Origin of the sequence: Aliidongia dinghuensis (assembly GCF_014643535.1) — a bacterium.
Classification (GTDB): domain Bacteria; phylum Pseudomonadota; class Alphaproteobacteria; order ATCC43930; family CGMCC-115725; genus Aliidongia; species Aliidongia dinghuensis.
In genome coordinates, this window is record NZ_BMJQ01000024.1 from 1 (window position 1) to 26,179 (window position 26,179).

Below are 26,179 nucleotides of genomic sequence, written 5' to 3' on the forward strand. Positions count from 1 at the left end.
GCCGGGGCACATGTCCCCCCCAAGGTACTCGAGGCACAGGGGGCGAAGGGTAACTCCCGGCAGGCCGGCCCGTACCGATCAGTCTATCGTTACGACCAACCAATCGACGCGATGAAAGGTACAGGGGGCGATAAGGCTAGGAGGTCGGGTGCTGCCGTCGGCCGCGCGTGCTCGCGCACCAGAGCCATGGCCGCGAGAGCCAATGCGATATCTGGCCCTGCAAAATTTGGACTCTTAGGGACGAGCCCAGTCGTTTAAACCTCAGGTGAGTCTTCGGGCGGTGCACTCATTTGCCGCCGTCGGCTCGCGTGATGAAGCCACATTGTCTTGTCGAGGTCGGCCTCGGGTCGGCGCGCACCCATGTGGAGGACGCTATGATGCGGCAATATTTCCGTCTCGCTTTCCTGACCGCCGCCGGTCTCATGATCACGGCCGCAGCCCCGGCGCAGGGCATTCCGGGCATTAGTGGCGGCACTTCGTCAGTGCCCGGCATAGGGAACCAGCTGCCGGGCGGCGCGTCGGGACTCCTTGGGCAGGTATTGCCCAATGTGTCCTCAGCCGGCACGGCCAATACGACCGGCGTCTTGAGCTACTGCGTGCAGAACAACTACCTGCAGGGCAACTCCGCGAGTTCCATCCTGAGTAGCCTCAGCGGCAAGAGCGGGGTCCAGTCTTCGAGCGCGTTTACGGCCGGGCAGCAAGGCCAGCTCGACACTGGCAACGGTAACACGTTCTCGATGAGCGGACTGCAGGATCAGGCCAAGTCGAAGCTGTGCAACATGGTCCTGCAGCACGCGCAATCGATGCTGTGAGTATGGTCGTCTTGCCGCGCCTCGTCCGCCCGCGCTTCCGTCGCCGCCGATGAGGCCGGGAAGCGCGCCGTATTGCGGGGGACATATTTGGCAAACGCTTTTATGTCCGCTCACGTGCGAACAACGCGGGAACGCTCGCTGTCGGATTTCTGCCAATCTGCCAGCGTGTTCCTGCGCTGTTCTGCATGTCGATAGCTCTGCGGCAAAAACGTCCGCAGCCTAACTCGTTGAAATATAAGGGAGAGGATGGTGCTGTTGGAGAGGATTGAACTCTCGACCTCTCCCTTACCAAGGGAGTGCTCTACCACTGAGCTACAACAGCATGCCGTTCGAGGGCCGCGCGAAGGGCCGGGGCGGGATCGCCCGTTCGAAGCGGCGCGGACCATGCCACAGGGGCGATCCCCTTGCAAGCCGCGCGACTCTGGAGCGCCATGCAGGCTCGGCATGTGTCGGCCGCTGAAAAAAGCGCTAGGAGCGGGCGATTCGGCAGCAGGCCGGGACGGCCGGCCGTGACCCAAGTATTCATTTCTCGCAGCCTGCTGGTAGAATCAGATGGCGACGGCGAGGATGGGGCATGGCGGACAAGGAACAAGCGAAGCCGGAAACCGAGTTGAGCGAGGCCGGCAAGGCGCGGCGTGCAGCGGAAGAAGAACGGTTGGCGGCAGCGCTCCGGGCCAATCTCGCGCGGCGCAAGCAGCAGACGCGCGCCCGCGCCGCGGATGAGGCCCCGGATCAAGAAGGCGACAACGATGGCGGGAGTGGTCAGGAATAGCCGCGCTGCCCACCCGCGCGGGCGCGATTTTCCCTTTGCAACGCACACGCAAACGCGCGATGCCTGATTCCGGGAGCCGGAACGGTATCGGCTGGCGCAGGTCCTGGCGGCGTGCGGGCTCTTTGGCGAGTGGTGAATGGACAAGATTCGGATTCGGGGTGGTGTCGCACTTCACGGGGTCATTCCGATCGGCGGTTCGAAAAATGCCGCCCTGCCGCTGATGGCGGCGAGCCTGCTGTCCGCCGAACCGCTGGTGCTCTGCAATCTGCCGCATCTGGCCGACGTCACCTCGATGGCGAATCTCCTGAACCAGCATGGCGTGGAGATGAGCCTGGCCGAGGACCTGGGGCGCGGCGCCAACGGCGGCCATTGCTTGAGGCTCGACGCCAGCCGCATCACCTCGACCGAGGCGCCCTACGACCTGGTGCGCAAGATGCGCGCGTCGGTGCTGGTGCTGGGGCCGCTCCTGGCACGCTGCGGCGAGGCGCGGGTCTCCCTGCCCGGCGGCTGCGCCATCGGGGCGCGGCCGGTCGATCTCCATATCAAGGGCCTGCAGCAACTGGGCGCCGAGATCGAGATCGAGCAGGGCTATATCCATGCGACCGCACCCCGGGGCTTGAAGGGCGCCGAGGTCGTGCTGCCCATCCCCTCGGTCGGCGCCACGGAAAACCTGCTGATGGCGGCGAGCCTCGCCGAGGGCGAGACCGTGCTGGTCAATGTCGCGCGCGAGCCCGAGATCGTCGATCTCGCGCAATGCCTCGTCGCCATGGGCGCCGAGGTCGCGGGTGCCGGCACCGACCGGATCACGATCAAGGGTCGCGAGCGGCTCAACGGGGCGACCCATCGGGTGATCGCCGACCGGATCGAGACGGGCACCTATATGATGGCGGCCGCCATTACCGGCGGGGAGGTGCTGCTGACCGGGACGAGCCTCAAGCTGCTCGCCGCCGTAGGCCAGGTGCTGGGGGCGGCCGGTATCGAGGTGAGCGAGGTCGAGAACGGCATCCGGGTCAAGGGCGCCAACGGCGACGGCCGGCCCGTGATCCAAGGGGTCGACGTCATGACCGAGCCGTTCCCGGGTTTCCCGACCGATCTGCAGGCGCAGATGATGGCGCTCATGTGCATCGCGGACGGGGCGGCCATGATCACCGAGACGATCTTCGAGAACCGCTTCATGCACGTGCCGGAACTGTGCCGCATGGGCGCCAACATCAACATCCACGGCGCCTCCGCCATGGTGCGCGGCGTCAAGCGCCTGACCGGCGCCCCGGTCATGGCGACGGATCTGCGCGCCTCGGTCTCGCTCGTGCTGGCGGGGCTTGCGGCCGAGGGCGAAACCATCGTCAATCGCGTCTATCATCTGGATCGGGGCTATGAGCGGCTCGAATCGAAGCTGGCCGCCTGCGGCGCCCAGATCGAGCGCATCCGGACAAGCTAGGAGGCAGGGACGTTTCGATGAAGCTGAAGGCGGTCGACAAGGAAGACATGACGGTCATCGCCGCGAGCCTGCAGGACGCGCTCGTGCTGATCGACGACATCGCCTATTTCCCCGAGGACGAGCAGTTCGTGTTCGTCGCCAATCGGTATCAGTGGGAGACCGACAAAGCGGGTGCCAAAGAACATGCCCGCACCACGACCGGCGTCACCTTTTCCAAGGTCACGGCGGTCCGGCGCAAGGGCGTCGATCGGCGCGACGGCGACGGCATGCTGTCGCTGCTCACCATCGAAGTCCTGCCCGGAGCCTTGCAGCTGACGTTTTCCGGGGGTGCGGCCATCCGTCTGGAAGTGTCGGGGATCCTGTGTCATCTACAGGATGTCGGCGAGCCCTGGCCGACCCGGTGGCGACCCGACCACGCTTCTGCGTAAGGTGGGGCGTTTGCGCAAGGTAGGTGTGCCGGGCGCTGGAGCGCGTCGCGCCGAAATGCCCGGGTCGCGGCGTGTAGGGCTGGGACGTGTAGGAGGAGAGGTAATTCGTGCGAGGTAACGAGGCGCTGGTCCTGGCGCTGCCCAAGGGACGCATCCTGCAGCAGGTAGTGCCATTGCTCGCCCGGACCGGCATCGAGATCGAGCCGGAATTCGACAACGAGCATTCGCGCCAGCTCCGCTTCAAGACGAACATCCCCAACCTCGACGTCATCCGGGTGCGCAACTTCGACGTTGCGACCTTCGTCGCGTTCGGTGCGGCCCATCTCGGCATCGCCGGTAACGACGTGCTGATGGAATTCTCCTACCCCGAGATCTACGCGCCGCTCGATCTCAAGGTCGGCCATTGTCACATGGCGGTGGCCGGGCCGCCAGGCCTGCTGGCAGCCGACGAGCCGACGCGCTGGAGCCATGTGCGCGTCGCGACCAAATATCCCGAGATCACCAAGCGCTATTTCGCCCAGCGCGGCGTTCAGGCGGAATGCATCAAGCTGAACGGTGCCATGGAACTGGCGCCGCTCCTCGGTCTTTGCAGACGTATCGTCGATCTCGTGCAGACCGGCTCGACCTTGAAGGCGAACGGGCTGGTCGAGATCGAGCGGATCGCCGAGATTTCGTCGCGCCTCATCGTCAACCGCCCGGCCCTGAAGACGCGGCCGGACGAGGTCGGCGACTGGATCCGGCGGTTCGAGGAGGCGGTGAACCATGCCGCTTGAGGAAGAGTTGAAGCAGAGCGCGCCGCGCCGCCTGGTCGCAACCGACCCCGGTTTCGCGTCAGCCTTCGCACGCCTGGTCGAGGAGAGCCGAGAGACTGCGGCCGAGGTCGACCAGACTGTGGCCGAGATCCTGGCGACGGTGCGCCGCGAAGGCGACGTGGCACTCGTCGACTATACGCGCCGCCTCGACCGCTTTCCGGCGACGATCGAGAGCCTGCGGATCAGCGCCGCCGAGATCGACGAGGCCGTGGCGTCGATCCCGGCGTCAACGCGCGAGGCCTTGGAACTCGCGGCCGAACGCATCTCCGCGTTCCATCGCAGCCAGATGCCGGACGACCACGATACGCGCGATGCCGCCGGTGTCCGGCTTGGCTGGCGCTGGCGGCCGATCGAGGCGGTCGGGCTTTATGTGCCGGGCGGCACGGCATCCTATCCGAGCTCCGTGCTGATGAACGCGTTGCCGGCCAAGGTCGCGGGCGTCGATCGCCTGGTCATGGTCGTGCCGACGCCGGACGGCATCGTCAATCCGCTGGTGCTGGCGGCGGCGCGGCTCGCCGGCGTTGACGAGCTCTATCGTATCGGCGGCGCCCAGGCGGTGGCGGCGCTCGCCTACGGCACCGAGACGATCCGGCCGGTCGACAAGATCGTCGGGCCCGGCAACGCCTATGTCGCGGCCGCCAAGCGCCAGGTGTTCGGCACGGTCGGCATCGACACGATCGCGGGTCCGTCCGAGATCCTGGTCGTGGCCGACGGCCAGAACGATCCGGCCTGGATCGCGGCCGACCTCCTGTCCCAGGCCGAGCACGATCGGGTCGCCCAGAGCATTCTCATCACCGACGATACGGCCTTCGCCGATGCTGTCGTGGCTGCCGCCGCCGATCATCTGTCGCGCCTGCCGCGGCGCGCCATCGCGGCCGAGAGCTGGGAGCACCACGGCGCCATCATCATCGTGCCGTCGCTGGGCGATGCCGTGCCGCTGGTCGACCGGATCGCACCCGAGCATCTGGAGCTGGCCGTCGCCGATCCCGACAGCCTGATGGCCCATGTGCGCAATGCGGGCGCCGTGTTCCTCGGCCGCCATACGCCCGAGGCGATCGGCGATTATGTCGCCGGGCCGAACCATGTCCTGCCGACCTCGCGTGCGGCGCGCTTCGCCTCGGGTCTCGGCGTCAACGACTTCGTGAAGCGGACGACCTATGTCGGCTGCGATCCGGCGAGCCTTGCTGCGATCGGGCCGGCGGCCTGCGTGCTGGCCGAGGCGGAGGGCCTGGGCGCCCACGCCCTGTCGGTCGCGATTCGACTCAAAGGCAAGGATTGACGGCGATGAACGGCGAAGCATCATCCTCCGCTTCGCCGTCCACGGCGACCATCGTCGATCTCACGCTCGACGAGCGCACGGTCATCCGCCGCAATGCCGACATCGAGCATGAGCGCGCGGTCGCAATCTTCGACCTGCTCGAGGAGAACCATTTCTGCCTGGTCAATCAGCCGGATGTCGGGCCGTTTCACCTCCGCCTTTCGCTCGAGGAAAACCGCCTGCTGTTCGATATCGAGACGGCGGGCCGCGAGCCCATTGATCGCGTGACCCTGCCGCTCGCGAGCCTCCGCCGGATCGTGAAGGATTATTTCCTGGTCTGCGAGAGCTACTACGCCGCGATCAAGCACTCGACGCCGTCGCAGATCGAGGCGATCGACATGGGGCGCCGCGGCCTGCACAACGAGGGGTCGGAGGTGCTGCGCGAGCGGCTTGCCGACAAGGTCGAGATCGATCTGCCGACCGCCCGACGGCTCTTCACGCTCATCTGCGTCCTGCATATCCGCGGGTAGGCCGCGCACCATGGCCGCGCTGCCCTCTGCCGTTCTCTTCGCCTGCTCGATGAACTCGGTCCGCTCACCCATGGCGGAGGCGATCATGAAGCATCTGCACGGCCATCGGGTCTATGTCGATTCGGTCGGCGCGCGTCCCGGCGACCATGACCCGTTCGTCGATATCGTCATGGACGAGATCGGCATCGACATGAGCAAGCACCGGGTGAAGACGTTCGACCAGCTCGACGATGACTATTTCGACATCATCGTGACGCTCTCGCCGGAGGCGCACCACAAGGCGCTGGAGATGACCCGCACCATGGCGTGCGACGTCGAATTCTGGCCGACGCTCGACGCGACGGCGGTCGACGGCAGCCGGGATGCCCGGCTCGATGCCTATCGCGCGGTGCGCGATACACTTCTCAGGCGCATTTCGGAACGGTTCAGCCGCCCACCGGTTGCCGACGTCTGAGCGGCGTCGGATTTGACCTCTTCGACTGAATCATTCTTACCGCTTCGTTAAGCGGTTCGGCCCAGGTTCGACGGAAGCCCCGGACTTCTCGGGCGCTGCCGCCATCGATGGGACTCTTCCCGTGAAGCCACGCCTGCGAAATCTTGCCGAACGGCTTTCGCTGCAATTGGGCGTGGCGATCCTTGTCATCGTCGTCTGCCTGTGCCTCATCGGCATAGAGGGGGCTGACATCTGGAGCGCGCGGCGGGTAACGCTCGACCACGGGCTCGAGAACACGCGCAATCTCGCGGGCGCCATCGCCCAGCATGCCGAGGACACATTCCGCAATACCGACGGCGCGATGGTCGGCCTGATCGATCGCATCGAGTCGACCGGAACGGGGCCCGAGGCCCTCCTCGGTCTGGGGCGCATCATCGGCGTCCGGGTCGCGATGATGCCGCAGCTGAAGGCACTGGGCGTGCTCGATGCGGACGGCAAGGCGGTCGTGACCTCGCTGCCCGAGCCCGTCGCGGCCAACTATGCCGACCGGGACTATTTCATTTTCCATCGCACCCATCCCGATCGCGCGCTGCGCATCGGCAAGCCGGTCCAAAGCAAGACCAAGGGGGAATGGGTCATACCGGTCACACGCCGGTTCGACCATGCCGACGGCAGCTTCGCCGGCGTCGTGCTGGCTACCGTCGACATGGCGTATTTCCAGCGCTTCTACGACAGGTTCCAGATCGGTGAGCACGGCGTGATCCTGCTGGCCTCGGCCGACGGCTTCCAACTGGTCCGCCGGCCGTTCGATCCGGCGAACGTCGGTAAGGACATGAGGCACGGCGTGCTCTTCCATGACCTCTTGCCCTCGGGTGCCGCGGCCTCTGCCGAGATACGCTCGTCGACCGACGGGACCAAGCGGCTCGCCAGCTATCGCCGGCTCGACGCGTATCCGCTGGTCGCGTCGGTGGCGCTCGCCAAGGAAGACGTGCTCGCGGTCTGGCGCGAGGACACGGCGAGCCACGCGATCGGCGTCGGGATGCTGGTGACGGCGCTGGCGGCACTGGGATTCCGCCTGTCGCGCCAGATCGCGCTGCGCATGACGATGCAGCAGGCGGCCCAGCAGGCGACCGCGGCGGCGGCAGTCGCAACCACCGCGCTGTCGGAGACCCAGGCGCGGCTGCAGGCGATCCTCGACAATGCGCCGGTCGCGATCAGCCTCAAGGACCGGCAGCATCGCTATCTCCTGGTGAACCGGCAGTACGAGGCGTGGTTCGCGATCACGCGGGCCCAGCAGGTCGGCCGGACGCTTGCCGAATCCCATTCGGACCCGGCGTTCGTGCGTTTGATCGAAGAGATCGACGAGCAGGTGCTGACGACCGGGCTCCCGCGGACCTCCGAAATCTACGAAGAGAACCCGGGCCAGCCGCCGCGCTGGTTCCTGGTCACCAAATTCCCGGTTCGGGATCCCGATGGGACGATCATCGGCCTCGGCACGGTGAATATCGACATCTCGGAGCGCCATCACGCGGCGGAAGCGCTGCGGGCGGCGAAGGAGGCCGCCGAGGAGGCGAACCGCGCCAAGTCGGATTTCCTCGCCAGCATGAGCCATGAAATCCGCACGCCGATGAACGGCATCATCGGTTTCGCCGACCTGCTGCTTGCCGGCGGGCTCGAGGGCGAGCAGCAGCGCCGCGCGACGCTCATCAAGGATTCCGCGAAGTCGCTGCTCGCCATCCTCAACGACATCCTCGATCTCTCGAAGATCGAGGCCGGCCGGCTCGAACTCGAAACCATCGCGGTCAGCCTGCCGGGCGTGGTCGATGGCGCCGCGTCGATCGTGCGGACCGAGGCGACGGCAAACGGCCTCGATCTGCACACCGAAATCGAGGGGGATCTGCCGGACTGGATCATGGGCGATCCGACGCGGCTCAGGCAGATCCTGCTCAATTTGCTGAGCAATGCCGTGAAGTTCACGCCGAGCGGCGGCATTACCGTGTCGGTGATGCTCGATGACACGGCCCCGCGCACGGGGCTCCGCTTCGCGGTCACCGACACCGGCATCGGCATTCCGGCGGACCGGCAGCATGTGCTGTTCCAGAACTTCTCCCAGATCGACCGCTCGGTCACCCGGCGGTTCGGGGGCACCGGGCTCGGGCTTGCCATCTGCAAGCGCCTGGTCGAGGCGATGGGCGGGTCGATCGGCGTCGAGAGCGAGGAGGGCAGGGGCAGCACCTTCTGGTTCACGATCCCGCTCGTCGTTGCCGACGCGCCGGCCTTCATCTCGCAGACGCCGGCACCGGCGGGCTCGCATGCCCGCGTCCTCGTCGTCGACGATCTCCTCATGAACCAGCTCGTCGTCGAAGGCCTCCTGACCATGGCCGGGCACGACGCGGTCACCGTGGACAATGGTGCCGCCGCGGTCGAGGCGGTGCAGGCTCAGCCGTTCGACCTCGTGCTGATGGACATGGAAATGCCGATCATGGACGGGATCACCGCGACCAAGGCGATCCGCCGCCTGCCGGCGCCGCTTTCGAGCATCCCGGTCGTCGCTCTGACCGCAAACGCCATGCCGGTCGAAGTCGCGCGCTGCCGGGCCGCGGGCATGAACGACCATCTGACGAAGCCGGTCGACCAGGAAGCACTGCTGGCGGCGGTCGACCGCTGGGCCGCCGCCTTCAGGTCCGGGCGCCCGTCGTAACCTGCGCCGTCGTGACCCGCGCCGCGGCGGCCTCGAAATGGCCGACCGCCAGCTCGAACTTGTCGCGGCAGCCAGGATTGCAGAAGCCAACGACCCGGCCCTGGTAGAGCGTCAGCGCATCCGCGCTGACCGGCTTGCCGGACCAGGGGCAGGTCTCGTTGATGCAGTCGGCGATATCCAGCATGGGCAGCCTCCGTCGCGGATGACGGCCGATTGTCGCCGCCCGTGTCGTCGTCTTGAAGGTCAGGCAAGCCTCGTTTTGCGCCAAAGCATGGGAGCTCAGCCGCGAATCGCCGCCAGGCTTTGCTTCTGCCGCCCCGCTGCGTCGAAGTTCTCGGGTGCCAGCCAGCGCTCGAACGCCGCCTTGAGGGCCGGCCATTCGCCGTCGAGGATCGAGAACCAGGCCGTGTCGCGGTTGCGGCCCTTGTAGACGATCGCTTGGCGGAACGTGCCCTCATAGGTGAAGCCCAAACGCGCGGCCGCGGCGCGCGACGGCTGGTTCAGATCGTCGCATTTCCATTCGTAGCGGCGGTATCCCAGCTCGTCGAACACCCGGGCCATCATCAGATACATGGCCTCGGTCGCGGCCGGCCGCCGCTGCAGCCGCGGCGAATAATTGATGTGCCCGACCTCGATCACGCCGTTCGCCGGGTCGATCCGCAGATAGCTCGCGACGCCGACGGCCCGGCCGGTCGTAAGATCGATGATGGCGTGGAACATCGGATCGGTGCCGGCCGCCATCCGGTCGAGCCAGGCGCGGTACGGGGCCAGTTCCTCGAAACCGTCGGCGCCGAGATAAGTCCAGTTGCGCCCGGCGGCATCCGCGCGGTTCGCCTCGAACAGGTCGGCGGCATGGTGCGCCGGATCGAGCGGCTCGACCCGGCAGAAGCGCCCGGTCATGGGGCTTCGGGGCGGCTGCAGCCTGGGCGTCCAGCCGGGGACGGGCCGGCCGATGGGTTGGTCGTGGTCGTTCAGAAGCTCGGTCATCTGGCCGCTCGCAGGAAACAGGGACGATGACAGCTACCGCCATCGTGTCAATCCAGCCCAGCACCAGTCTGCGTCTGCCGGCCCGACCACTCAGCTGGCGCAACGGCTCGTGGGATCAATCGTCGGGTGCCTCGCCCGGATCGGCCATCTGGATCAGGGCGAGCGCGCCGCTGCGGGCGAGCAGCCGGTCCCGTTCGTTCCGGAAGTCGACCTCGAGCCGCGCGACCAGGGCCCAGTAATGTCCCATGAGTTCGTTCGTGCGGTTGCTGTTGCACAGGCCGAGTCGCTGCTCCAGGTGATCGATCGTCTGGCGTAGCTCCTCGGTTTCCGGCGAATGGCTGCTCATGCTACGGCTCCGTCTAGGCCGTCGATCCCGCGGGAAGCCAAGCGTCCCACGAGCCGGGCGGCGACTGCAACCCAGCCCATGCGTGGAACGCGCGCGTTCCGATCTCCGTTTTCAATCCGTTCTGTGATAAAACGCCGCGCGAAGCGGGCTGCCCCAGCGCGGCTTGTATAGGCGCGACTGGCGCCGCTCACTCTCATGCAATCTATCCCAAGGTCGGTATGGCGAAGGAAGATCTGATCGAGTTCTCGGGTACGGTCAGCGAGCTGCTGCCCAATGCCATGTTCCGCGTCAAGCTGGACAACAATCACGAGGTTCTGGCCCACACCTCGGGCAAGATGCGCAAGAACCGCATCCGCGTCCTGGCCGGCGACCGCGTCAATGTCGAGATGACTCCGTACGACCTCACCAAGGGTCGCATCACGTTCCGGTTCAAGTAGGCCGGTCGGGCGTGCGGAGCGCACGCATGGGCGAAACCTCCATGCCGACCGGCGGCACGCCGATCCCGATGCTGGTGCTGGCCTCCGCGTCGCCGCGCCGGGTCGATCTCCTGAACCAGATCGGCTTTGCACCCGACCTCGTTGCCCCCGCCGATATCGACGAAACGCCGCTCAAGGACGAGACGCCGGCCCGCCATGCGGAGCGGCTCGCGGTGGAAAAGGCGCGCAAGGTCGCAATCCAACATCCTGGATGTTTTGTGCTCGGCGCCGACACGGTCGTCGCCTGCGGCAACCGCATCCTGCCCAAGGCTGAGGATCCGGCCACGGCCGAGAAGTGCCTGAAGCTCCTGTCCGGCCGCCGGCACCGGGTGTTCGGCGGCGTGGCGCTCGTCGGGCCGGACGGCAAGCCGGCGCTCCGGCGCGTGCAGAGTGTAGTCGTCTTCAAGCGCCTCGACGCCCGTGAGATCGACTGGTACCTGGCCAGCGGCGAATGGCACGGCAAGGCCGGCGGCTACGCCATCCAGGGGCTGGCCGCGCGCTTCGTGCGCGAGATCATCGGTTCTTATTCCAACATCGTCGGACTGCCGCTGTTCGAGACGACGCAGCTCCTGGTCGGCCGCGGCGTCCGCCTCGGGGCCTGAGCGGAGGCGTCCATGGAGCGCCGGCTGATCATCGAGCGCCGCCCGGGCGAGGCGCGCGCCATCCTGCTCGAGGACGAGTTTCCGGTCGAACTGCGCGTCGAGCGCGATGTCGACGGCAGCCTGGTCGGCGCGCTGTTCTGGGCGCGCATCGTCCGCGTCGTGCCGAGCCTGCCCGGCGCCTTCGTCGAACTCGGGCTCGACCGGCCGGCATTCCTGCCGGGCGAGCGGCTGCCCGGCGGCGGCGCGCTTGTCGAGGGTGCGGCACTCCTGGTCCAGGTCGCCAAGGACGCGCGCGAGGACAAGGCGCCCGAGGTGACGGCCGCCCCCTCGCTCCCCGGCCGGCTTGCGGTCTGGACCCCGATGCGGCCCGGCCTGTCGGTCTCGCGCCAGATCGCGCCGGCGGAGCGGGCGCGCCTTTCAGGACTGCTCGCGGAACTGATGGCCCTCGACGAGGGCATCGTGCTGCGCAGCCATGCCGTCGGCGCCCGGCGCGAGGAGCTCTCGGCCGACATCGAACGGCTCCGTGCCGGCTATGCCGCGTTGCGGGCGGCAGCCGAGACGGCGAAGCCGCCGCAGCGGCTCGATCCGGCGCCAGGGCCGGTCGAGCGCATTCTGGCGAGCATCGATGCGGCTCGCCTGGACGAAATCGTGGTCGACGACCGTGCCGCCTTCGCCGCGGCCCGGGCGGAGTTCGGCGACCGGCTGCTGCTCGAGGCGCCGGGCGCCTTCGCCCGCCATGGCCTGGCCGATGTGTTCGACGATGCGCTGGCACCCAGCATCGCGCTGCCGGGCGGCGGCGAGGTGGTGATCGAGACCGGCCTTGCCGGCACCTTCGTCGATGTCAACATGGGCCGGGCAGGCAGCGGGCGCGGCAAGGCCGCCGACGCGGTGCGCCGGCTCAATCTCGAGGCGGCGACGGCGATTGTCCGTGCGCTCCGCCTGCGCAACATCGCGGGCACGATCGTCATCGACTTCGTGACCATGCAGAGCCGGGATCATCGCCGCGAGGTCGAGCAGGCGCTGGCGGGCGCGGCGGCTGGTGATCCGATCCGGCTCGAAATCCACGGCTGGACGCGGCTCGGTCATCTGGAGACGACGCGGCGGCGTGCCGCGGCCTCGCTCGCCGACGTGCTGCTGGCGCCGGCCGGTGGGCGCCAGCCGAAGACGGCGCGCACCGTGGCGCTCGAACTGCTGGCGGCGCTTGCGGTCACGCCCTATGCCGCGGGCCGCATCGAGCTTACCTTGCATCCGACAGTCGCTGCCGAGCTCAAGGGGCCGCTTGCCAAGGCGCTCGAGACGGCGGCGCTCGGTGCGGGGCGGCCGATCTCGCTCAAGCTCGACGCATCCCGCGCCCTTGAGAGTTTCGATATCGCGTCTGCCTGAGCGCGCGACCCGAATCAGCGCACGACGAGGAGTTGACCCATGAATGGCGCAGCCAAGCCTTGTCCCATCTGTGGCGAGCCCGCCGACGTGCTGTTCAAGCCGTTCTGCTCGAAGCGCTGCACCCAGATCGACCTGCACCGCTGGTTCGGCGAGAACTACCGGATCGAGACGGGGGAGGCGCCCGACGACCCGGCGCCACCGAACCGGGACGAGGAATAGGCAGACCCGCCCCAGGCGCGGGGCGCCCGGGGCGGGTCTGCCCTGAAAGCGGTGAACCGGCTGCGGGTTTGGCCCTACGGCGTCTTTTGGGCCGGCGCCAGATTGTCCGGGCTGGCACCGTCGGTCTTGGTGCCGTCGTTCTTGATCGCCCAGTCGATGAGCGCCAGTGCGTTCGAGCCGGCCCAGTCGGCGCCGCCCTCGAACCGACCGATCTCGTTGCCGTCGCGGTCGAGCAGCACGGTCGTCGGCAGGCCGCGCACGTGGAACGCCCGGCCGACGGCGCTGTCCGTGTCGGTGTAGCGGGGCAGAGCGGAAATGCCGTTCTTCTCGAAGAACGGGTCAACGACCTTGCGGCCGGTGCGGTCCTCCGAGATGGTGACGACGGCGAAATCCTTGCCGCCGCGCGCCTTCATCAGCGCATCCAGCGACGGCATCTCCTTGACGCACGGCGCACACCAGGTCGCCCAAAGGTTGACCAGCGCCACCTTGCCCTTGAAATCCTTGAAGCTCAGGGTCGCGTTCTCGCCATCGGAAAAGGCGACCTCGGGCGCTGGTGCGGGCGGAGTCTGGAGGATAAACTCGTGCATGGCACCGGCGAGCGGCGGCGTGTCGCCCTTGTCGGCGAGCGCGGTCGCGATGGCTCCGCCGGTGACGACGAGCAGCGTCAGAACGAACAGCTTGACCTTGAGCCCCATGACTTCGTGCCTAGCGACTTTCCGGGAGAGAGGATTTTGACAAAGGCGGATATGGCCCGCGATGCGGCGGCGGATCAAGCCCCAGCTGCAGGGCGGGTGGCGACGACAAACACCGCCAACGAGATGTGGGGCGGCCGATTTGCCGCCGGTCCGGCCGCGGTCATGGCCAAGATCAACCAGTCGATCAGCTTCGATAAACGGCTCTACGCCCAGGATATCCGCGCGTCTCAGGCGCATGCGGCCATGCTGGTCGCTCAAGGGATCATCGGTGCGGAGGATGGTGCTGCAATTCGTCGCGGGCTCGACCAGGTGCTGGCCGAGATCGAAGCCGGCGAGTTCCGGTTCGACGAGGCGCTCGAAGACATCCACATGAACGTCGAGGCGCGGCTCGCCCAGCTGATCGGCCCGTCCGCCGGCCGCCTCCATACCGCCCGCTCGCGCAACGACCAGGTCGCGACCGACTTCCGCCTGTGGGTGCGCGACGCGATCGACCGGCACTCTGCCCAAGTCCAGGCGCTGCAGGCGGCCCTGATCGACCAGGCCGAGCGCCATGCCGCGACCGTGATGCCGGGCTTCACCCATCTGCAGGTCGCCCAGCCGGTGACCTTCGGCCATCATCTCTTGGCCTATGTCGAGATGTTGGGCCGCGACCGCGGGCGCCTCGCCGATTGCCGCAAGCGCCTGAACGAGAATTCGCTGGGCTCGGCGGCACTCGCCGGCACGTCCTTCCCGATCGACCGGCACGCGACCGCGGCGACGCTCGGCTTCGACCGGCCGACCGCGAACTCGCTCGATGCCGTGTCCGACCGTGACTTCGCGATCGAATTCATGGCGGCCGCCTCGGTGCTCTCCATGCATCTCTCGCGTCTGGCCGAGGAGCTGGTCATCTGGACGACCGACGCGTTCAAGTTCGTATCCCTGAGCGACGCGTTTACCACCGGCAGCTCGATCATGCCGCAGAAGCGCAATCCGGACGCGGCCGAACTGGTGCGGGCCAAGTCGGGCCGGGTGATCGGTGCGCTCGTGGGCCTGCTCGTCATGATGAAGGGCCTGCCGCTCGCCTACGGCAAGGACATGCAGGAGGACAAGGAGCCGACCTTCGAGGTTTCGGACACGCTCGACCTCAGCCTCGCCGCCATGACCGGCATGATCGCGGATCTCAAGGTCAACGAGGCGGCGATGCGCGCCGGCACGGCCCGCGGCTTCATCACTGCGACCGACCTCGCCGATTGGCTGGTGCGGCGCCTGGGCTTGCCGTTCCGTCAGGCCCACCACATTACCGGCTCGATCGTGAAGCTGGCCGAGGACCGCGGCTGCGGGCTCGAGGATCTCTCGCTCGCCGACATGCAGACGGTCGAGCCTGCTGTCACGGGCGAAGTGTTCGAGGTCCTGTCGGTCGACCGCGCCGTCGAAAGCCGCACGAGCTTTGGCGGCACGTCGCCCGCCCAGGTCCGCGCCCAGGTCGCCGCGGCGCGGGAGCGTTTCCTGTGAAAGCATTTCCCGTGAACGGGCGGATCCTTCGCCTCGCCGGTGTGTTGATGGTTGTCCTCTCACTCGCCGCCTGCGGCAAGAAGGGCGCGCCCATGGCGCCCAAGGATGAACCAAACACCTACCCGCGCGCTTATCCAACCGACACCAGTCCGGACAGCACGGGCACGCCGGCCAAGCCGGCCGACCAGGATGTCTTCCCGTCGCTCGACCGGCCGAACACGAATATCGACCCGACCAGGCCCCGGAGCACCGAATAACGTCATGTCCGAAACTTTCGCCTATGTGAACGGCAGGCTTCATGCCGAGGAAGTCGATCTGGCCCGGATCGCCGAGACGGTCGGCACACCGTTCTATTGCTATTCGACGGCGGCGATCGCCCAGCGCTATCGCCGGTTCGAGGCGGCGGTGGCGCCGCTCGGCGGCCGGATCTGCTACGCGGTCAAAGCCAACTCCAATCAGGCGGTGCTGGCGACCCTGGCCGGGCTCGGCGCCGGCGCCGACGTGGTGTCCGAGGGCGAGGCCCGCCGTGCGGTTGCGGCCGGCGTGCCGCCCGAGCGTATCGTGTTCTCCGGGGTCGGCAAGACCGAGGCGGAGCTCGTCTATGCGCTCGAGACCGGCATCGGCCAGGTCAATATCGAGAGCGAGCGCGATCTCGAGCTCCTGAGCCGGCTCGCCGTGGCGCACGGCCGGCACATGCCGATCGCAATCCGGGTCAATCCCGACGTCGACGCGCTGACGCACGCCAAGATCGCGACCGGCAAGGCCGAGAACAAGTTCGGCATCGATATCGATGCGGCGCCGCGTGTCTTTGCCCGCGCGGCGGCGCTGCCGGGCGTCGAGCCGGTTGCGGTCGCGCTCCATATCGGCTCGCAGCTCACCGACTTCACGCCCTATGAGCAAGCGTTCAGCCGCGTCGCCGAACTGGTCCGGGCGCTCAGGGCCGATGGCATCCCGATCCGCCACCTCGACCTGGGCGGCGGCATCGGCGTGTCCTATCACGGCGGCCCCGCGCCCGACGTCGCGGCCTATGCGGAGATCGTGCAGCGCACGGTCGGCGACCTCGACTGTGCGCTCCTGTTCGAGCCCGGCCGCTATCTCGTTGCCGAGGCGGGCGTGCTGGTCGGCACGGTCATCGACGTGAAGCAGGGCGCCACGCGCCGCTTCGTGGTCGCCGACTTCGCCATGAACGACCTGATCCGGCCTACGCTCTACGAGGCCTACCACCCGATCCTGCCCGTCATCGAGCCTTTATTGGGTGCGACAACCTCCGTGGTGGATGTGGTCGGCCCGATCTGCGAGACTGGGGACTTCCTGGCGCGGGATCGGGCTCTGCCGCCCGTGGCGCCGGGGGACTTGTTGGCGGTGACCCATGCCGGTGCCTATGGAGCGGTCATGAGCTCGACCTACAACACCCGACCGACGGTGCCCGAGGTGCTGGTGACCGGCGCCCGCTGGGCGGTCGTGCGCCCGCGGCCTACCTATGACGAGCTCATCGGGCTCGACCGGATGCCGGACTGGCTCGCCGGCGACAGCGGAACGCGCTGATGGCGACGGTCCCGGCATCGCCGTCGTCGGCGGCGTCTGGGGCGGCCGGGCGGCGCCCGGACGAACGGTCGGGCCGTGGCCTTCATCTGCTCGCCTGGGGAGCGCTCGTGTGGGAGCGGCTCTGGCCGGCGCTCTGGCCGGCGACGGCCGCAGCACTCGCCTTTGCGGTTTTCGCGCTGTTCGACCTGCCGGCCTATTTGCCGGGTTGGCTCCATGCGCTGGTGCTCCTGGCCTTTGCCGGCGTCATCGGCTGGGGTCTGCTTGAGGCGGCGCGTGGCGTCGATCTGCCGGCGCCGGGTGCTGCGAGCCGGCGGCTCGAGCGGGACAGCGGCCTCGCTCATCGGCCGCTCGCAACGCTCGGCGACCGTCCGGTCGACGGCGATGCGATCACACAGGCGGTCTGGGACATCCACCGCGCCCGCGTCGCCGCTTCGATCCGCGGGCTCAAGCTCAAGCTGCCGCGGGCCGGGCTCCTGGCGCGCGATCCGCGCGGCCTGCGCGCGGCGCTCGGGCTTCTCATCCTGGTCGGCGTGATCGGTGCCGGTCCCGATACCATGGCCCGGCTCGGCCGTGCCTTCGTGCCGATCTTCGACCGCGGCGCTCCGACCGCGCTGACCGGGCTCGACCTCTGGATCACGCCGCCGGAATACACGGGCCTGCCGCCGATCTATTTCGGCACCGATGCAACGCACGCGTCCGTGGCGCCCGAGAAGCCGGTGGCGGTGCCGACGGGCTCGACCCTGCTGGTGCAGGTTCATGGCGGCCGGCGCACGCCCGAGCTCATGGTCGACCGGATTGCGACACCGCTCGGCAAGATCGCCGGCGGCGACTATAGCGCTACGGCGACAATCGCCGGCGGCCATCGCCTGACCGTGACCCAGTCCGGTACGGCGCTCGCCCGGCTCGACATCACCGTCGTGCCCGACCTGCCGCCGAGCGCGGAATTCGCCGCCCCGCCGGTCGTGATGCCGTCGGGCGCGCTGCGGCTTGAATATCATGCGACCGACGATTACGGCGTGACCGGCCTCCGGCTCGAGGCGCATCGCGTCGACGCACCCGGCGAAGCGCCGCTCGTGGTCGAGCTGCCGGCCGGCGGCAGCAACCGCAAGGAGTTGCGCGGCACCAGCTTCCAGGACCTGACGGCGCATCCCTGGGCCGGCCTGCCGGTCGAGCTGCGCCTGGTCGCGACCGACGCGACCGGGCAGACCGGCAGTTCGAAGCCGTTGCGCATGACGCTGCCCGAGCGGCAGTTCCACCATCCGGTCGCCAAGGCGATCATCGAGCAGCGCAAGCTGCTGGTGACCCACCCGGACCAGGCCGACGTCGCGGCCGAGACGCTGTCGGACCTGTCGATGCAGCCGAGCTTCTTCCGCAACGATTTCGCGGTCTTCATGGGTCTGCGCGCCGCGGTGCAAGCCCTGGCGCGGCAGCCGGCGGGCGAGGACCTCGCCAACATCGAGCAATTGCTGTGGGAGATCGCGCTCAAGATCGAGGACGGCAACGTGCCCGACGCGCAGAAGGCCCTGCGCCAGGCCCAGCAAGCACTGCAGGACGCGCTCGCCCGAGACGCGTCCGATGCCGAGATCCAGAAGCTGATGCGCGACCTGCGTCAGGCGATCCAGCAATATCTCCAGGCCATGCTGGAAAATGCGCTGAAGAACGGCGAGGCGCAGAACCAGCAGCCGATGGATCCGTCGCGCACGCTGACGCCGCAGGACATCGACCGGATGCTGAACCAGGCCGAGCAGATGGCACGCTCCGGCGCCAAGGACGCGGCGCGCCAGGCGCTGGCCCAGCTGCAGGACATGCTGGAGGCGCTGAAGGCGGGGCGGCTCGGCCAGAGCGGGGCGAACCCGGGCGAGCAGGCGATGCGGCAGATGCAGGATCTGGCGCGCAAGCAACAGCAGCTGCTCGATCGATCCTACCGGCAGAACCAGCGCGGGGCGCAGGGCCAGCCGGGCGCTTCGGGGCAGCGCGGCCAGGGCCGGCAGCCGGGCGCCAACGGCGAGTCGTCGGGCGATCTGTCCGCGGCGCAGGAGGCGCTGCGCCAGCAGCTTGACCGGTTGCGCCAGCAGATGGGGCAGGGCGGCGACACCGGGCAATCGCTCGAGCGTGCCGAGCGGGCGATGAAGGACGCTGTCGACGCGCTCGGCCAAGGCCGCGGCGACGATGCGGTCGGCCGGCAGAGCGACGCGCTCGACCAGCTGCATGAGGCGGCGCGGTCGCTGGCCGAGCAGATGCGGCAGCAAGGCGAGGAGGGCGGCGAAGGCCCGCCGATGCGGACCGGCGCGGACCCGTTCGGGCGCATGTCGCCGGGCCAGGGCGGCATCGATCGGGGCGACGTGCAGATCCCCGAGCAGTCGGAGATGCAGAAGAGCCGCGAGATCCTGGACGAACTGCGCCGCCGCGCCGGCGAGCGCAGCCGGCCGACCGAGGAACGCGACTACATCGACCGGCTGCTGCAGCGGTTTTAGAGCGTGATCGGATCAGGGTTGCCCGCAGTGACGCCGCCGCTCCTTTATCTCCTTCTCTGCCCCAATTGGGCGGGGAAGGACTTCTCCTGCCACCCCGGCTCAGCCTGATTTCATATCGCTCTAAGCGGCAGCGTTCGTTTAGGGCGATTCAGCGAAGATAACGACCGCCGAGGAGGCGTCGGGCGGCGGGTTGGCGATCGAGGTCTGGAACGGCGCGCTCTCACCGGCGAGCAGCTGGTCGCGGCCGAGGGTGAAGTCCCAGGTCTTGAGCGTCTGGTTCTGGCTGTTGCGCAGCGAGACGCGGAGCGGCGGGACCTTGCGCACCCCACCCGCCGTGTTGACCACCTCGCCGGTCACGACCAGCGTCGGCGTATTGTCCGTCTTCGCGAAGGCGGGCGTCAGGTTGCGCACCTCGAGCCCGAAGGTCTGGGCGTCGACCGGAATCCCAGCCAGCGCATAGAGCCGCCCAAGCGGCGGCCAGGCGGCGACCAGCGGCTCGCGCGCGAACCACAGGCCGGCCACCAGCAGGACGACAATCAGCACGAGCGCCGCCCAGCCGACGAGGAAGGGGCTGATCCGGCGCTGGCGCCGCGGCAGCGCCGGCAGGTTGCGCTCGGTGCCAATCGGCTCCGGCCGGCCCATGAAGCTCGGCATCGATTCCGGTGTGGATACCGGCTCGGCAGGCTTGGCCGGGGCCTCGGCCGCAGGCCGGTCCTCGAAGGCCGACGACACGGTCGGCATGACCGGCGGGGTCGACATCTCGGCCGGCCGGGTCACCTTCGGTATGGCCTGGTCGGCCGGCAGATCCTGATGCCAGCTGTGCTGGCAGCGCGCGCAACGCACGGTGCGGCCACTCGCCCCGATGGCGGCCGGATCGACGAGGTAACGGGTGGAGCAGGCCGGGCAGGTAAGGATCATGCGGTCGCTGGATCGATCAGAGCGGTGGCGGTTTGTGCCGGGGCAGTTTGTGCGGGTCGGGACGCGGGATGCGACGGCGGGGGGGCTGAAGCGAGCGCGATTGTCCACGCGCCGTGCGACCGCGTCCAGCGCAAAACGCCGCGCGTCGCGCACGGCTCCATGGGCCGGGTTGCGGGCGGCGCCGGGGACGGCTACATCCTCGGAAAGGGGCGGCCGATGACCGGTGCGCCAGCCGAGTCCGCGACCCCCACGGAGTTCCTTCAGCCTTGGTCCGTTTCGAAAATGTCGGCATGCGCTATGCGGCAGGCCCCGAGGTGCTCCACGACATCGACCTCGACCTCGAGCCGGGCGGCTTCTTCTTCCTGACCGGTCCGAGCGGCGCCGGCAAGTCGACCCTGCTCAAGCTCATGTATCTGGCGGAGCGGCCGACTCGCGGCCGGATCTCGCTGTTCGACCGCGACATCGCCGGGCTCACGCGAGCGCAGCTGCCGGCGCTGCGCCGGCGCATCGGCGTCGTGTTCCAGGAGTTCCGGCTGATCGAGCATCTGTCGGCGCTCGACAACGTGGCGCTGCCGCTCCGGATCGCCGGGCGGGACGAGGCGCGCGTCAAGGACCATGTGGTCGATCTGCTCCACTGGGTCGGGCTCGCCGACCATGTCCACGCGCTGCCGCGGGAGCTCTCGGGCGGACAGCAGCAGCGCCTCGCCATCGCCCGCGCGGTCATCAGCCAGCCGAGCCTGCTTATCGCCGACGAGCCGACCGGCAATGTCGACGACGCGATCGCGCTCCGCCTGCTCTATCTGTTCGAGGAGCTGAATCGCCGCGGCACGACCGTGGTGATCGCGACGCACAACCAGGCCCTGATCGAACGCTTCGGCCATCCGGTCCTCCATATCGAGGATGGCAGGCTCGAGCGGCGGCCGGGCAGCCGGGAGCTCGCCTGATGGCCCGGGCGCCGGCACTGCCGCTCTCGACCGACGGTTCGACCCGGTTCCTGCCGTGGCTGGTGGCGCTCATGGTCTATCTGGCGGCGCTCACCATCGCCGCCGGCGCGGCACTGCACAGTGCCGTCGACAGCTGGAACGCCGGTCTTGCCGGCACGCTTACGATCGAGCTGCCGCGCGGGGCCGACGGGACGCCGGTGCCGCCGGCGCGGCTGGAGGCGACCTTGAAGCAGCTGGCCCAGGACCCGGGCATCGCCCGGGCGGTGCCGCTCGACGCCGCGGCGGAGACGCGCCTCCTGGCGCCGTGGCTGGGCCAGGACGTCGACGTCTCGGTCCTGCCGCTGCCGGTCCTGATCGACGTGCAGACCAAGCCGGGCGCGCTCATCGACCCGGACACGCTGGCCCAGCGCCTGGCGATCACGGCGCCGGGCACGCGGGTCGAGAGCCACGGCTCCTGGCTTGCGCGCCTGTTCCGCATCGCCGGGCTGATCGAGTTCGGTGCGGCGCTCATCGTCGTGCTGATCGGCGCGGTCGCGGTGCTGACGGTCATCTTCACCACACGCACCGGGCTTGCGATCCACGCGCCGGTGGTTGAGCTCGTCCATCTGATCGGCGCCAGCGACACCTATGTCGCCCGCCAGTTCCAGTGGCATGCGTTCCGGCTTGGCCTCGGCGGCGGCGGCATCGGCCTCGTCATGGCGCTCGTCAGCTACGGCGCGCTGCGCTGGACCGCGGACCAGGGCCTGCTGCCGGGCGAGGCGGCGTTGCTGCCGACGTTCCGCCTGCCGCTCCTCGGTTGGGTCGCGGTTCTGGCGCTGCCGCCGCTCATGGGGCTGGTGGCCTTGGTGACCGCGCGCCGCACCGTGCTCCGCACGCTTGGGCGGATGCCGTGAACCGGCTCGGCCGGCACCTCCTCGGCGCCTTCGGTCCGACCTTCGCGGTCCTGTTCCTGCTGGCGCTCGCCTTTCTGGGCGGGCTCATCTGGTTCGCCGCCGGCATTGATACGCCGACCGACGATCCCACGAGCCCGACCGACGCCATCGTCGTGCTGACCGGCGGCAGCCAGCGCATCGACGTGGGCTTCCGCCTGCTGGTCGAGGGCAAGGCGAAGAAGCTGTTCGTCTCGGGCGTGCACGAGGGCGTCGACATGTCCGAGGTGCTGAAGACCTCGCCGCAGACGCCCCATTGGGTCGAGTGCTGCGTCGTGCTGGGCCATTCGGCCGACAATACGGTCGGCAACGCGCTCGAGACGCGCGCCTGGCTCGAGGCGGAGCATTTCCACTCCATCCGCCTGGTCACCGCCGGCTATCACATGCGCCGCAGCCTGCTCGAGTTCCGCCGCCTGCTGCCGCCGGAGGTCACGATCATCGCCCATCCGGTCTTCCCCGAGGCGGTGCGTCCGGGCACCTGGTGGTTTTCACGGGCCGGTGCCGGCGTGATTGTCATTGAATATATAAAGTATCTGGGAGCGCTCGCGCGGCCCCACCTGTTTCCTCATTCGGCAGGCTCGTCCTCCCCATGAAAATGTTTCGGGCTCTCGTCTACAACATCGGTTTCTTCGGCGGGACGGCCGTGCTCTTGATCCTGGCGCTGCCGCTCCTGGCGGGGCCACGGCACTGGACGAGCGCGCTCGCCCGCTTCTGGGCGCGCCTCACCTTTGCCTGGCTCAAGCTGACGATCGGTCTCGGCTACGAGCTGCGGGGACGCGAGAACCTGCCGGCCGGACCGGCCATCCTTGCGGTCAAGCACCAGTCCGCCTGGGAGACGCTGGCGCTCTTCGTGCTGTTCGACGACCCGGCCGTCGTGCTGAAGCGCGAGCTCTGGTCGATCCCCCTGTTCGGCTGGTACCTGCGCAAGCAAGGCACGATCGCGATCGACCGCAGCGGCAAGGCCGCGGCCTTGAAGCGCATGCTGGCCGATGCGGGGGCGGTGGCGGCCCAGGGCCGGCAGATCGCGATCTTCCCCGAAGGGACGCGCGGGCCGGTCGGCGGCAAGCTGCCCTATCAGCCGGGGGTGGCCGCGCTTTATACCCAGCTCAAGATCCCGATGGTGCCGATCGCGCTCAATTCCGGGCTCTATTGGAGCCGGCGAGCGTTCTTGAAGCGTAAGGGCACGGTGCTGGTGGAGATCCTGCCGCCGATCGAGGCCGGCCTCGACCGGCGCCGCGTGATGGCGCTGCTCGAAGAGCGGCTCGAGACGGCGACTGCGGCCTTGCTCAAGGAGGGCGGGTGGGAGAAGCCTGTGGAAAACTCTGTGGATCTCTTCGCGCCGAGCCCCTGAGCGGCCTGGGAAGATTATGGAATCGGTCTGGCCAATTTGCCAATTTCGGTTCGTGGTTTCATCCTACTAAAGGATTGACGACGAATCGGCGGCGCCGCATCGGGAAATTGCGCGAACGGCTCACCCGGCAGGGTTGATCCGACGGCAATGGCGCAGGATTGGTCGGGTTTGTGTAAGACTGCTGATTTGGCGGCTGCTTGCCGCGCGCCGCCGGAGGGTTCGAGGAATGACCAGCATCGCCGCCATCTCCCAGCAGATCTGGGACATGAAGTACCGGTTCAAGTCGCCGGAAGGCGAGCCTGTGGATAAAACCATCGAAGACACGTGGCGGCGCATCGCCCGCGCTGTCGCGGTGGTTGAAAAAGACTCGGAAAAGTGGGAGCCGGTCTTCTATCGGGCGCTCGAGGACTTCCAGTTCCTGCCGGCCGGCCGGATCGTCGCCGGCGCCGGTACCGAGCGGACGGTGACGCTGTTCAACTGCTTCGTCATGGGTACGATCCCCGACGACATGGGCGGCATCTTCGACCAGCTGCGCGAGGCCGCCCTCACCATGCAGCAGGGCGGCGGCATCGGTTACGATTTCTCGACCATTCGCCCCAAGGGCGCGCGGGTCACGGGCGTCGGCGCCGACGCCTCGGGGCCGCTGTCGTTCATGGACGTGTGGGACGCCATGTGCCGGACCATCATGAGCGCCGGCTATCGGCGCGGCGCCATGATGGCGACGCTCCGCTGCGATCATCCCGACGTCGAGGCTTTCATCGACGCGAAGCGCGAGCCGGGACGGCTCCGGATGTTCAACCTATCGGTGTTGGCGACAGACGCCTTCATGGCGGCGGTCAAGGCGGACGAGCCGTGGGATCTCGTGTTCGGCGGCATGGTCTATCGCACGGTCCGGGCGCGTGCGCTGTGGGACCGCATCATGCAGGCGACCTACGACTACGCCGAGCCAGGCGTGATCTTCATCGACCGCATCAACCGCCGGAACAATCTCGCCTATTGCGAGACGATCTCGGCAACCAACCCGTGCGGCGAGCAGCCGCTGCCGCCCTATGGCGCCTGCCTCCTGGGCTCGATCAATCTCGCCGCCCTCGTGCGCAACCCATTCGAGGCGTCGGCGGCACTCGACCTCGATCGCCTCGGCGAGCTCGTGCCGGTCGCCGTCAGGATGATGGACAATGTCGTCGACGTCTCGCGCTTCCCGCTGCCGGCGCAGGCGGGCGAGGCCCAGGCCAAGCGGCGGATCGGGCTCGGTGTCACGGGCCTCGCCGACGCGCTCATCATGTGCGGCGTGCGCTACGGCTCGGGCGAGGCGATCCAGCTGACCGAGCGCTGGATGGCCGCCCTCCGGCGCGCCGCCTATGGTGCCTCGATCGAGCTTGCGAGGGAGAAGGGTGCCTTCCCGCTGTTCAACCGGGATGCCTATCTCGCCGGCGAATCGATCCGCGAGCTCGACGAGGACCTGCGCCAAGGCATCGCCCAGCACGGCATCCGCAACGCACTGCTGACCTCGATCGCGCCGACCGGGACGATCTCGCTCCTGGCCGACAACATCTCCTCGGGCCTCGAGCCGGTGTTCAGCTTCCGCTACACGCGCACGGTGCTGATGCCGGACGGCACGCGCCGCGACGAGGAGGTGAGCGACCACGCCTACCGGCTGTTCCGCGCGATCAAGGGGCCGGACGCGCCGCTGCCGCCGGCGTTCGTCGACGCGCAGGGCCTCGCGCCCGACGATCACGTCGTCATGCAGGCGGCGGTGCAGAAATACATCGACAGCTCGATCTCCAAGACGATCAACGTGCCCGCCGACATCCCGTTCACCGCGTTCAAGGACGTCTATCTCAAGGCCTACGATCTCGGCTGCAAGGGCTGCACGACCTATCGGCCGAACGAGGTGACGGGTGCCGTCCTGTCGGTCGGCGGGCCGGGCGTGCCCGCGGCCCAGCCGATCGAGGCGGTTCAGCCCGGTGCCGGCGGCGCCGAGCTCGCGGCACGCCGGGCCGAGGGCGGCGACGTCATCCATCTGATGCAGCCGCTGTCGCGGCCGGACGCGCTCCAAGGCAGGACCTACAAGCTGCGCTGGCCCGAGAGCGACCATGCGATCTACATCACGATCAACGACGTGATCCAGGATGGCCGCCGGCGGCCGTTCGAGGTGTTCATCAACTCCAAGAACATGGACCATTACGCCTGGTCGGTCGGTCTGACGCGCATGATCTCGGCCGTGTTCCGCCGCGGCGGCGACGTGAGCTTCGTGGTCGAGGAGTTGAAGGCCGTGTTCGACCCGCGCGGCGGCGCCTGGATGGACGGGCGCTACGTGCCCTCGCTTCTGGCCGCCATCGGCGACGTGATCGCGCGCCACCTGGTCGAGATCGGCTTCATCTCGGGCGAGGCCGACCTGGTGCCGGCGGCGCAGCGCCCAGCCGCCCAGCGTCAGGTCGCAATCCCGGGCGAGGGTGCCGCCCCTCGGCTCGGGCAATGCCCGAAATGCGGCGTCGCGGCCCTCGTCCGGCAGGAGGGCTGCGCGCAATGCACCAACTGTGGCTATTCGAAATGTGGCTAGTCCAAGAATAACGTCGGGTCTTTGATCGGCTCCGACCCCTCAGCAAAAGAATGCAGGTCGAAATGGAATCTGCTA

27 protein-coding genes and 1 tRNA gene are annotated in these 26,179 nt (G+C 68.3%); 22 read left to right on the top strand and 6 right to left on the bottom strand.

The window, feature by feature from the left end; translation table 11 throughout:
• The first annotated feature begins 374 nt into the window (after positions 1-374).
• Positions 375-812: a DUF2501 domain-containing protein gene (locus tag IEY58_RS30695; protein ID WP_189051999.1), complete on the top strand. Its 438-nt coding sequence runs from the start codon at positions 375-377 to the stop codon at positions 810-812.
• A gap of 247 nt (positions 813-1,059) precedes the next feature.
• Here the strand turns inward: IEY58_RS30695 and IEY58_RS30700 are convergent.
• Positions 1,060-1,134 (bottom strand) — tRNA-Thr (locus IEY58_RS30700).
• 252 nt (positions 1,135-1,386) lie between these two features.
• Here IEY58_RS30700 and IEY58_RS30705 point away from each other — a divergent pair.
• The 8 genes from IEY58_RS30705 (at position 1,387) to IEY58_RS30740 (ending at position 9,184) form a co-directional block, all read left to right on the top strand.
• Positions 1,387-1,584, top strand: a complete 198-nt coding sequence (locus IEY58_RS30705; protein WP_189052070.1) for a hypothetical protein — start codon at positions 1,387-1,389, stop codon at positions 1,582-1,584.
• 136 nt (positions 1,585-1,720) lie between these two features.
• Complete coding sequence (murA, locus tag IEY58_RS30710) at positions 1,721-3,022, top strand: UDP-N-acetylglucosamine 1-carboxyvinyltransferase (protein ID WP_189052000.1); 1,302 nt, start codon at positions 1,721-1,723, stop codon at positions 3,020-3,022.
• Between the two features lie 17 nt (positions 3,023-3,039).
• On the top strand, positions 3,040-3,450 hold the full coding sequence (locus IEY58_RS30715; protein WP_189052001.1) for a DUF2948 family protein: 411 nt from the start codon (positions 3,040-3,042) through the stop codon (positions 3,448-3,450).
• Positions 3,451-3,557: 107 nt separating this feature from the next.
• Entirely contained in the window at positions 3,558-4,223 is a 666-nt protein-coding gene (gene hisG / locus IEY58_RS30720) for an ATP phosphoribosyltransferase (protein WP_189052002.1), read from the top strand.
• Complete coding sequence (gene hisD, locus IEY58_RS30725) at positions 4,213-5,541, top strand: histidinol dehydrogenase (RefSeq protein WP_189052003.1); 1,329 nt, start codon at positions 4,213-4,215, stop codon at positions 5,539-5,541. The genes hisG and hisD overlap by 11 nt, the downstream gene beginning before the upstream one ends.
• A gap of 5 nt (positions 5,542-5,546) precedes the next feature.
• Complete coding sequence (locus IEY58_RS30730; RefSeq protein WP_189052004.1) at positions 5,547-6,050, top strand: UPF0262 family protein; 504 nt, start codon at positions 5,547-5,549, stop codon at positions 6,048-6,050.
• Between the two features lie 10 nt (positions 6,051-6,060).
• Entirely contained in the window at positions 6,061-6,504 is a 444-nt protein-coding gene (locus IEY58_RS30735; protein ID WP_189052005.1) for an arsenate-mycothiol transferase ArsC, read from the top strand.
• 121 nt (positions 6,505-6,625) lie between these two features.
• Positions 6,626-9,184 (top strand): ATP-binding protein, encoded by a 2,559-nt coding sequence (locus IEY58_RS30740; protein WP_189052006.1) that lies wholly within the window; start codon positions 6,626-6,628, stop codon positions 9,182-9,184.
• On the opposite strand, the gene IEY58_RS30745 is transcribed toward IEY58_RS30740, so the two are convergent.
• The 3 genes from IEY58_RS30745 to IEY58_RS30755 all read right to left on the bottom strand — a co-directional run bounded on the left by IEY58_RS30745 (position 9,162) and on the right by IEY58_RS30755 (position 10,517).
• The gene (locus tag IEY58_RS30745) at positions 9,162-9,368 is read right to left on the bottom strand and encodes an eL24 family ribosomal protein (protein WP_189052007.1); all 207 of its coding nucleotides are present in this window, start codon (positions 9,366-9,368) and stop codon (positions 9,162-9,164) included. The genes IEY58_RS30740 and IEY58_RS30745 overlap by 23 nt on opposite strands.
• Positions 9,369-9,463: 95 nt before the next feature.
• Positions 9,464-10,171, bottom strand: coding sequence for a GNAT family N-acetyltransferase (locus IEY58_RS30750; protein ID WP_189052008.1), 708 nt, complete (start codon positions 10,169-10,171; stop codon positions 9,464-9,466).
• Between the two features lie 115 nt (positions 10,172-10,286).
• A complete protein-coding gene (locus IEY58_RS30755; RefSeq protein WP_189052009.1) occupies positions 10,287-10,517 on the bottom strand; it encodes a hypothetical protein in 231 nt (76 codons plus the stop codon).
• 218 nt (positions 10,518-10,735) lie between these two features.
• Here IEY58_RS30755 and infA point away from each other — a divergent pair, with 218 nt between their 5' ends.
• Genes infA through IEY58_RS30775 form a run of 4 tightly spaced genes read left to right on the top strand, consistent with a single transcriptional unit; the run spans position 10,736 to position 13,197 of the window.
• Positions 10,736-10,954, top strand: coding sequence for a translation initiation factor IF-1 (infA, locus tag IEY58_RS30760; protein WP_189052010.1), 219 nt, complete (start codon positions 10,736-10,738; stop codon positions 10,952-10,954).
• Positions 10,955-10,980: 26 nt separating this feature from the next.
• The gene (locus IEY58_RS30765; RefSeq protein ID WP_229744083.1) at positions 10,981-11,595 is read left to right on the top strand and encodes a Maf family protein; all 615 of its coding nucleotides are present in this window, start codon (positions 10,981-10,983) and stop codon (positions 11,593-11,595) included.
• A gap of 12 nt (positions 11,596-11,607) precedes the next feature.
• Positions 11,608-12,978 carry a ribonuclease E/G gene (locus tag IEY58_RS30770; RefSeq protein WP_189052011.1) on the top strand — a complete coding sequence of 457 codons (1,371 nt, stop codon included), beginning with the start codon at positions 11,608-11,610 and terminating at the stop codon, positions 12,976-12,978.
• A 39-nt stretch (positions 12,979-13,017) separates the two neighbouring features.
• On the top strand, positions 13,018-13,197 hold the full coding sequence (locus IEY58_RS30775; RefSeq protein ID WP_189052012.1) for a DNA gyrase inhibitor YacG: 180 nt from the start codon (positions 13,018-13,020) through the stop codon (positions 13,195-13,197).
• Positions 13,198-13,271: 74 nt separating this feature from the next.
• On the opposite strand, the gene IEY58_RS30780 is transcribed toward IEY58_RS30775, so the two are convergent.
• Positions 13,272-13,892 carry a TlpA family protein disulfide reductase gene (locus IEY58_RS30780; protein ID WP_189052013.1) on the bottom strand — a complete coding sequence of 207 codons (621 nt, stop codon included), beginning with the start codon at positions 13,890-13,892 and terminating at the stop codon, positions 13,272-13,274.
• A gap of 51 nt (positions 13,893-13,943) precedes the next feature.
• On the opposite strand from IEY58_RS30780, the gene argH reads away from it, so the two are divergent.
• From argH to IEY58_RS30800, 4 genes are read left to right on the top strand one after another with little or no spacing between them, the layout of a single operon-like run.
• Positions 13,944-15,383, top strand: coding sequence for an argininosuccinate lyase (gene argH, locus IEY58_RS30785; RefSeq protein WP_407648469.1), 1,440 nt, complete (start codon positions 13,944-13,946; stop codon positions 15,381-15,383).
• A 47-nt stretch (positions 15,384-15,430) separates the two neighbouring features.
• Positions 15,431-15,640, top strand: coding sequence for a hypothetical protein (locus IEY58_RS30790; protein WP_189052014.1), 210 nt, complete (start codon positions 15,431-15,433; stop codon positions 15,638-15,640).
• A gap of 4 nt (positions 15,641-15,644) precedes the next feature.
• Positions 15,645-16,928: a diaminopimelate decarboxylase gene (gene lysA, locus IEY58_RS30795; protein WP_189052015.1), complete on the top strand. Its 1,284-nt coding sequence runs from the start codon at positions 15,645-15,647 to the stop codon at positions 16,926-16,928.
• Complete coding sequence (locus IEY58_RS30800) at positions 16,928-19,402, top strand: TIGR02302 family protein (RefSeq protein ID WP_189052016.1); 2,475 nt, start codon at positions 16,928-16,930, stop codon at positions 19,400-19,402. The genes lysA and IEY58_RS30800 overlap by 1 nt, the downstream gene beginning before the upstream one ends.
• Before the next feature lie 138 nt (positions 19,403-19,540).
• Here IEY58_RS30800 and IEY58_RS30805 read toward each other — a convergent pair whose 3' ends face one another.
• Positions 19,541-20,320 carry a DUF3426 domain-containing protein gene (locus tag IEY58_RS30805; protein WP_189052063.1) on the bottom strand — a complete coding sequence of 260 codons (780 nt, stop codon included), beginning with the start codon at positions 20,318-20,320 and terminating at the stop codon, positions 19,541-19,543.
• Between the two features lie 266 nt (positions 20,321-20,586).
• Here IEY58_RS30805 and ftsE point away from each other — a divergent pair, with 266 nt between their 5' ends.
• The 5 genes from ftsE to IEY58_RS30830 all read left to right on the top strand — a co-directional run bounded on the left by ftsE (position 20,587) and on the right by IEY58_RS30830 (position 26,104).
• Positions 20,587-21,264, top strand: a complete 678-nt coding sequence (gene ftsE / locus IEY58_RS30810; RefSeq protein ID WP_189052017.1) for a cell division ATP-binding protein FtsE — start codon at positions 20,587-20,589, stop codon at positions 21,262-21,264.
• Positions 21,264-22,157: a cell division protein FtsX gene (locus IEY58_RS30815; RefSeq protein WP_189052018.1), complete on the top strand. Its 894-nt coding sequence runs from the start codon at positions 21,264-21,266 to the stop codon at positions 22,155-22,157. The genes ftsE and IEY58_RS30815 overlap by 1 nt, the downstream gene beginning before the upstream one ends.
• Positions 22,154-22,786, top strand: a complete 633-nt coding sequence (locus IEY58_RS30820) for a YdcF family protein (protein ID WP_189052019.1) — start codon at positions 22,154-22,156, stop codon at positions 22,784-22,786. Before IEY58_RS30815 ends, IEY58_RS30820 begins: the two co-directional genes overlap by 4 nt.
• Positions 22,783-23,544 carry a lysophospholipid acyltransferase family protein gene (locus IEY58_RS30825; RefSeq protein ID WP_189052020.1) on the top strand — a complete coding sequence of 254 codons (762 nt, stop codon included), beginning with the start codon at positions 22,783-22,785 and terminating at the stop codon, positions 23,542-23,544. The genes IEY58_RS30820 and IEY58_RS30825 overlap by 4 nt, the downstream gene beginning before the upstream one ends.
• A gap of 226 nt (positions 23,545-23,770) precedes the next feature.
• Positions 23,771-26,104 carry an adenosylcobalamin-dependent ribonucleoside-diphosphate reductase gene (locus IEY58_RS30830; protein ID WP_189052021.1) on the top strand — a complete coding sequence of 778 codons (2,334 nt, stop codon included), beginning with the start codon at positions 23,771-23,773 and terminating at the stop codon, positions 26,102-26,104.
• The last annotated feature ends 75 nt before the right edge of the window (positions 26,105-26,179 follow it).

Excerpts from the sequence above, each read along its gene's own strand:
- IEY58_RS30695 (WP_189051999.1), top strand. The coding sequence starts at position 375 with ATGATGCGGCAATATTTCCGTCTCGCTTTCCTGACCGCCGCCGGTCTC.
- IEY58_RS30705 (WP_189052070.1), top strand. The coding sequence starts at position 1,387 with ATGGCGGACAAGGAACAAGCGAAGCCGGAAACCGAGTTGAGCGAGGCC.
- murA (WP_189052000.1), top strand. The coding sequence starts at position 1,721 with ATGGACAAGATTCGGATTCGGGGTGGTGTCGCACTTCACGGGGTCATT.
- IEY58_RS30715 (WP_189052001.1), top strand. The coding sequence starts at position 3,040 with ATGAAGCTGAAGGCGGTCGACAAGGAAGACATGACGGTCATCGCCGCG.
- hisD (WP_189052003.1), top strand. The coding sequence starts at position 4,213 with ATGCCGCTTGAGGAAGAGTTGAAGCAGAGCGCGCCGCGCCGCCTGGTC.
- IEY58_RS30730 (WP_189052004.1), top strand. The coding sequence starts at position 5,547 with ATGAACGGCGAAGCATCATCCTCCGCTTCGCCGTCCACGGCGACCATC.
- IEY58_RS30735 (WP_189052005.1), top strand. The coding sequence starts at position 6,061 with ATGGCCGCGCTGCCCTCTGCCGTTCTCTTCGCCTGCTCGATGAACTCG.
- IEY58_RS30745 (WP_189052007.1), bottom strand. The coding sequence starts at position 9,368 with ATGCTGGATATCGCCGACTGCATCAACGAGACCTGCCCCTGGTCCGGC.
- IEY58_RS30750 (WP_189052008.1), bottom strand. The coding sequence starts at position 10,171 with ATGACCGAGCTTCTGAACGACCACGACCAACCCATCGGCCGGCCCGTC.
- IEY58_RS30755 (WP_189052009.1), bottom strand. The coding sequence starts at position 10,517 with ATGAGCAGCCATTCGCCGGAAACCGAGGAGCTACGCCAGACGATCGAT.
- infA (WP_189052010.1), top strand. The coding sequence starts at position 10,736 with ATGGCGAAGGAAGATCTGATCGAGTTCTCGGGTACGGTCAGCGAGCTG.
- IEY58_RS30765 (WP_229744083.1), top strand. The coding sequence starts at position 10,981 with ATGGGCGAAACCTCCATGCCGACCGGCGGCACGCCGATCCCGATGCTG.
- IEY58_RS30770 (WP_189052011.1), top strand. The coding sequence starts at position 11,608 with ATGGAGCGCCGGCTGATCATCGAGCGCCGCCCGGGCGAGGCGCGCGCC.
- IEY58_RS30775 (WP_189052012.1), top strand. The coding sequence starts at position 13,018 with ATGAATGGCGCAGCCAAGCCTTGTCCCATCTGTGGCGAGCCCGCCGAC.
- IEY58_RS30780 (WP_189052013.1), bottom strand. The coding sequence starts at position 13,892 with ATGGGGCTCAAGGTCAAGCTGTTCGTTCTGACGCTGCTCGTCGTCACC.
- argH (WP_407648469.1), top strand. The coding sequence starts at position 13,944 with ATGGCCCGCGATGCGGCGGCGGATCAAGCCCCAGCTGCAGGGCGGGTG.
- IEY58_RS30790 (WP_189052014.1), top strand. The coding sequence starts at position 15,431 with ATGGTTGTCCTCTCACTCGCCGCCTGCGGCAAGAAGGGCGCGCCCATG.
- lysA (WP_189052015.1), top strand. The coding sequence starts at position 15,645 with ATGTCCGAAACTTTCGCCTATGTGAACGGCAGGCTTCATGCCGAGGAA.
- IEY58_RS30800 (WP_189052016.1), top strand. The coding sequence starts at position 16,928 with ATGGCGACGGTCCCGGCATCGCCGTCGTCGGCGGCGTCTGGGGCGGCC.
- IEY58_RS30805 (WP_189052063.1), bottom strand. The coding sequence starts at position 20,320 with ATGATCCTTACCTGCCCGGCCTGCTCCACCCGTTACCTCGTCGATCCG.
- IEY58_RS30815 (WP_189052018.1), top strand. The coding sequence starts at position 21,264 with ATGGCCCGGGCGCCGGCACTGCCGCTCTCGACCGACGGTTCGACCCGG.
- IEY58_RS30825 (WP_189052020.1), top strand. The coding sequence starts at position 22,783 with ATGAAAATGTTTCGGGCTCTCGTCTACAACATCGGTTTCTTCGGCGGG.
- IEY58_RS30830 (WP_189052021.1), top strand. The coding sequence starts at position 23,771 with ATGACCAGCATCGCCGCCATCTCCCAGCAGATCTGGGACATGAAGTAC.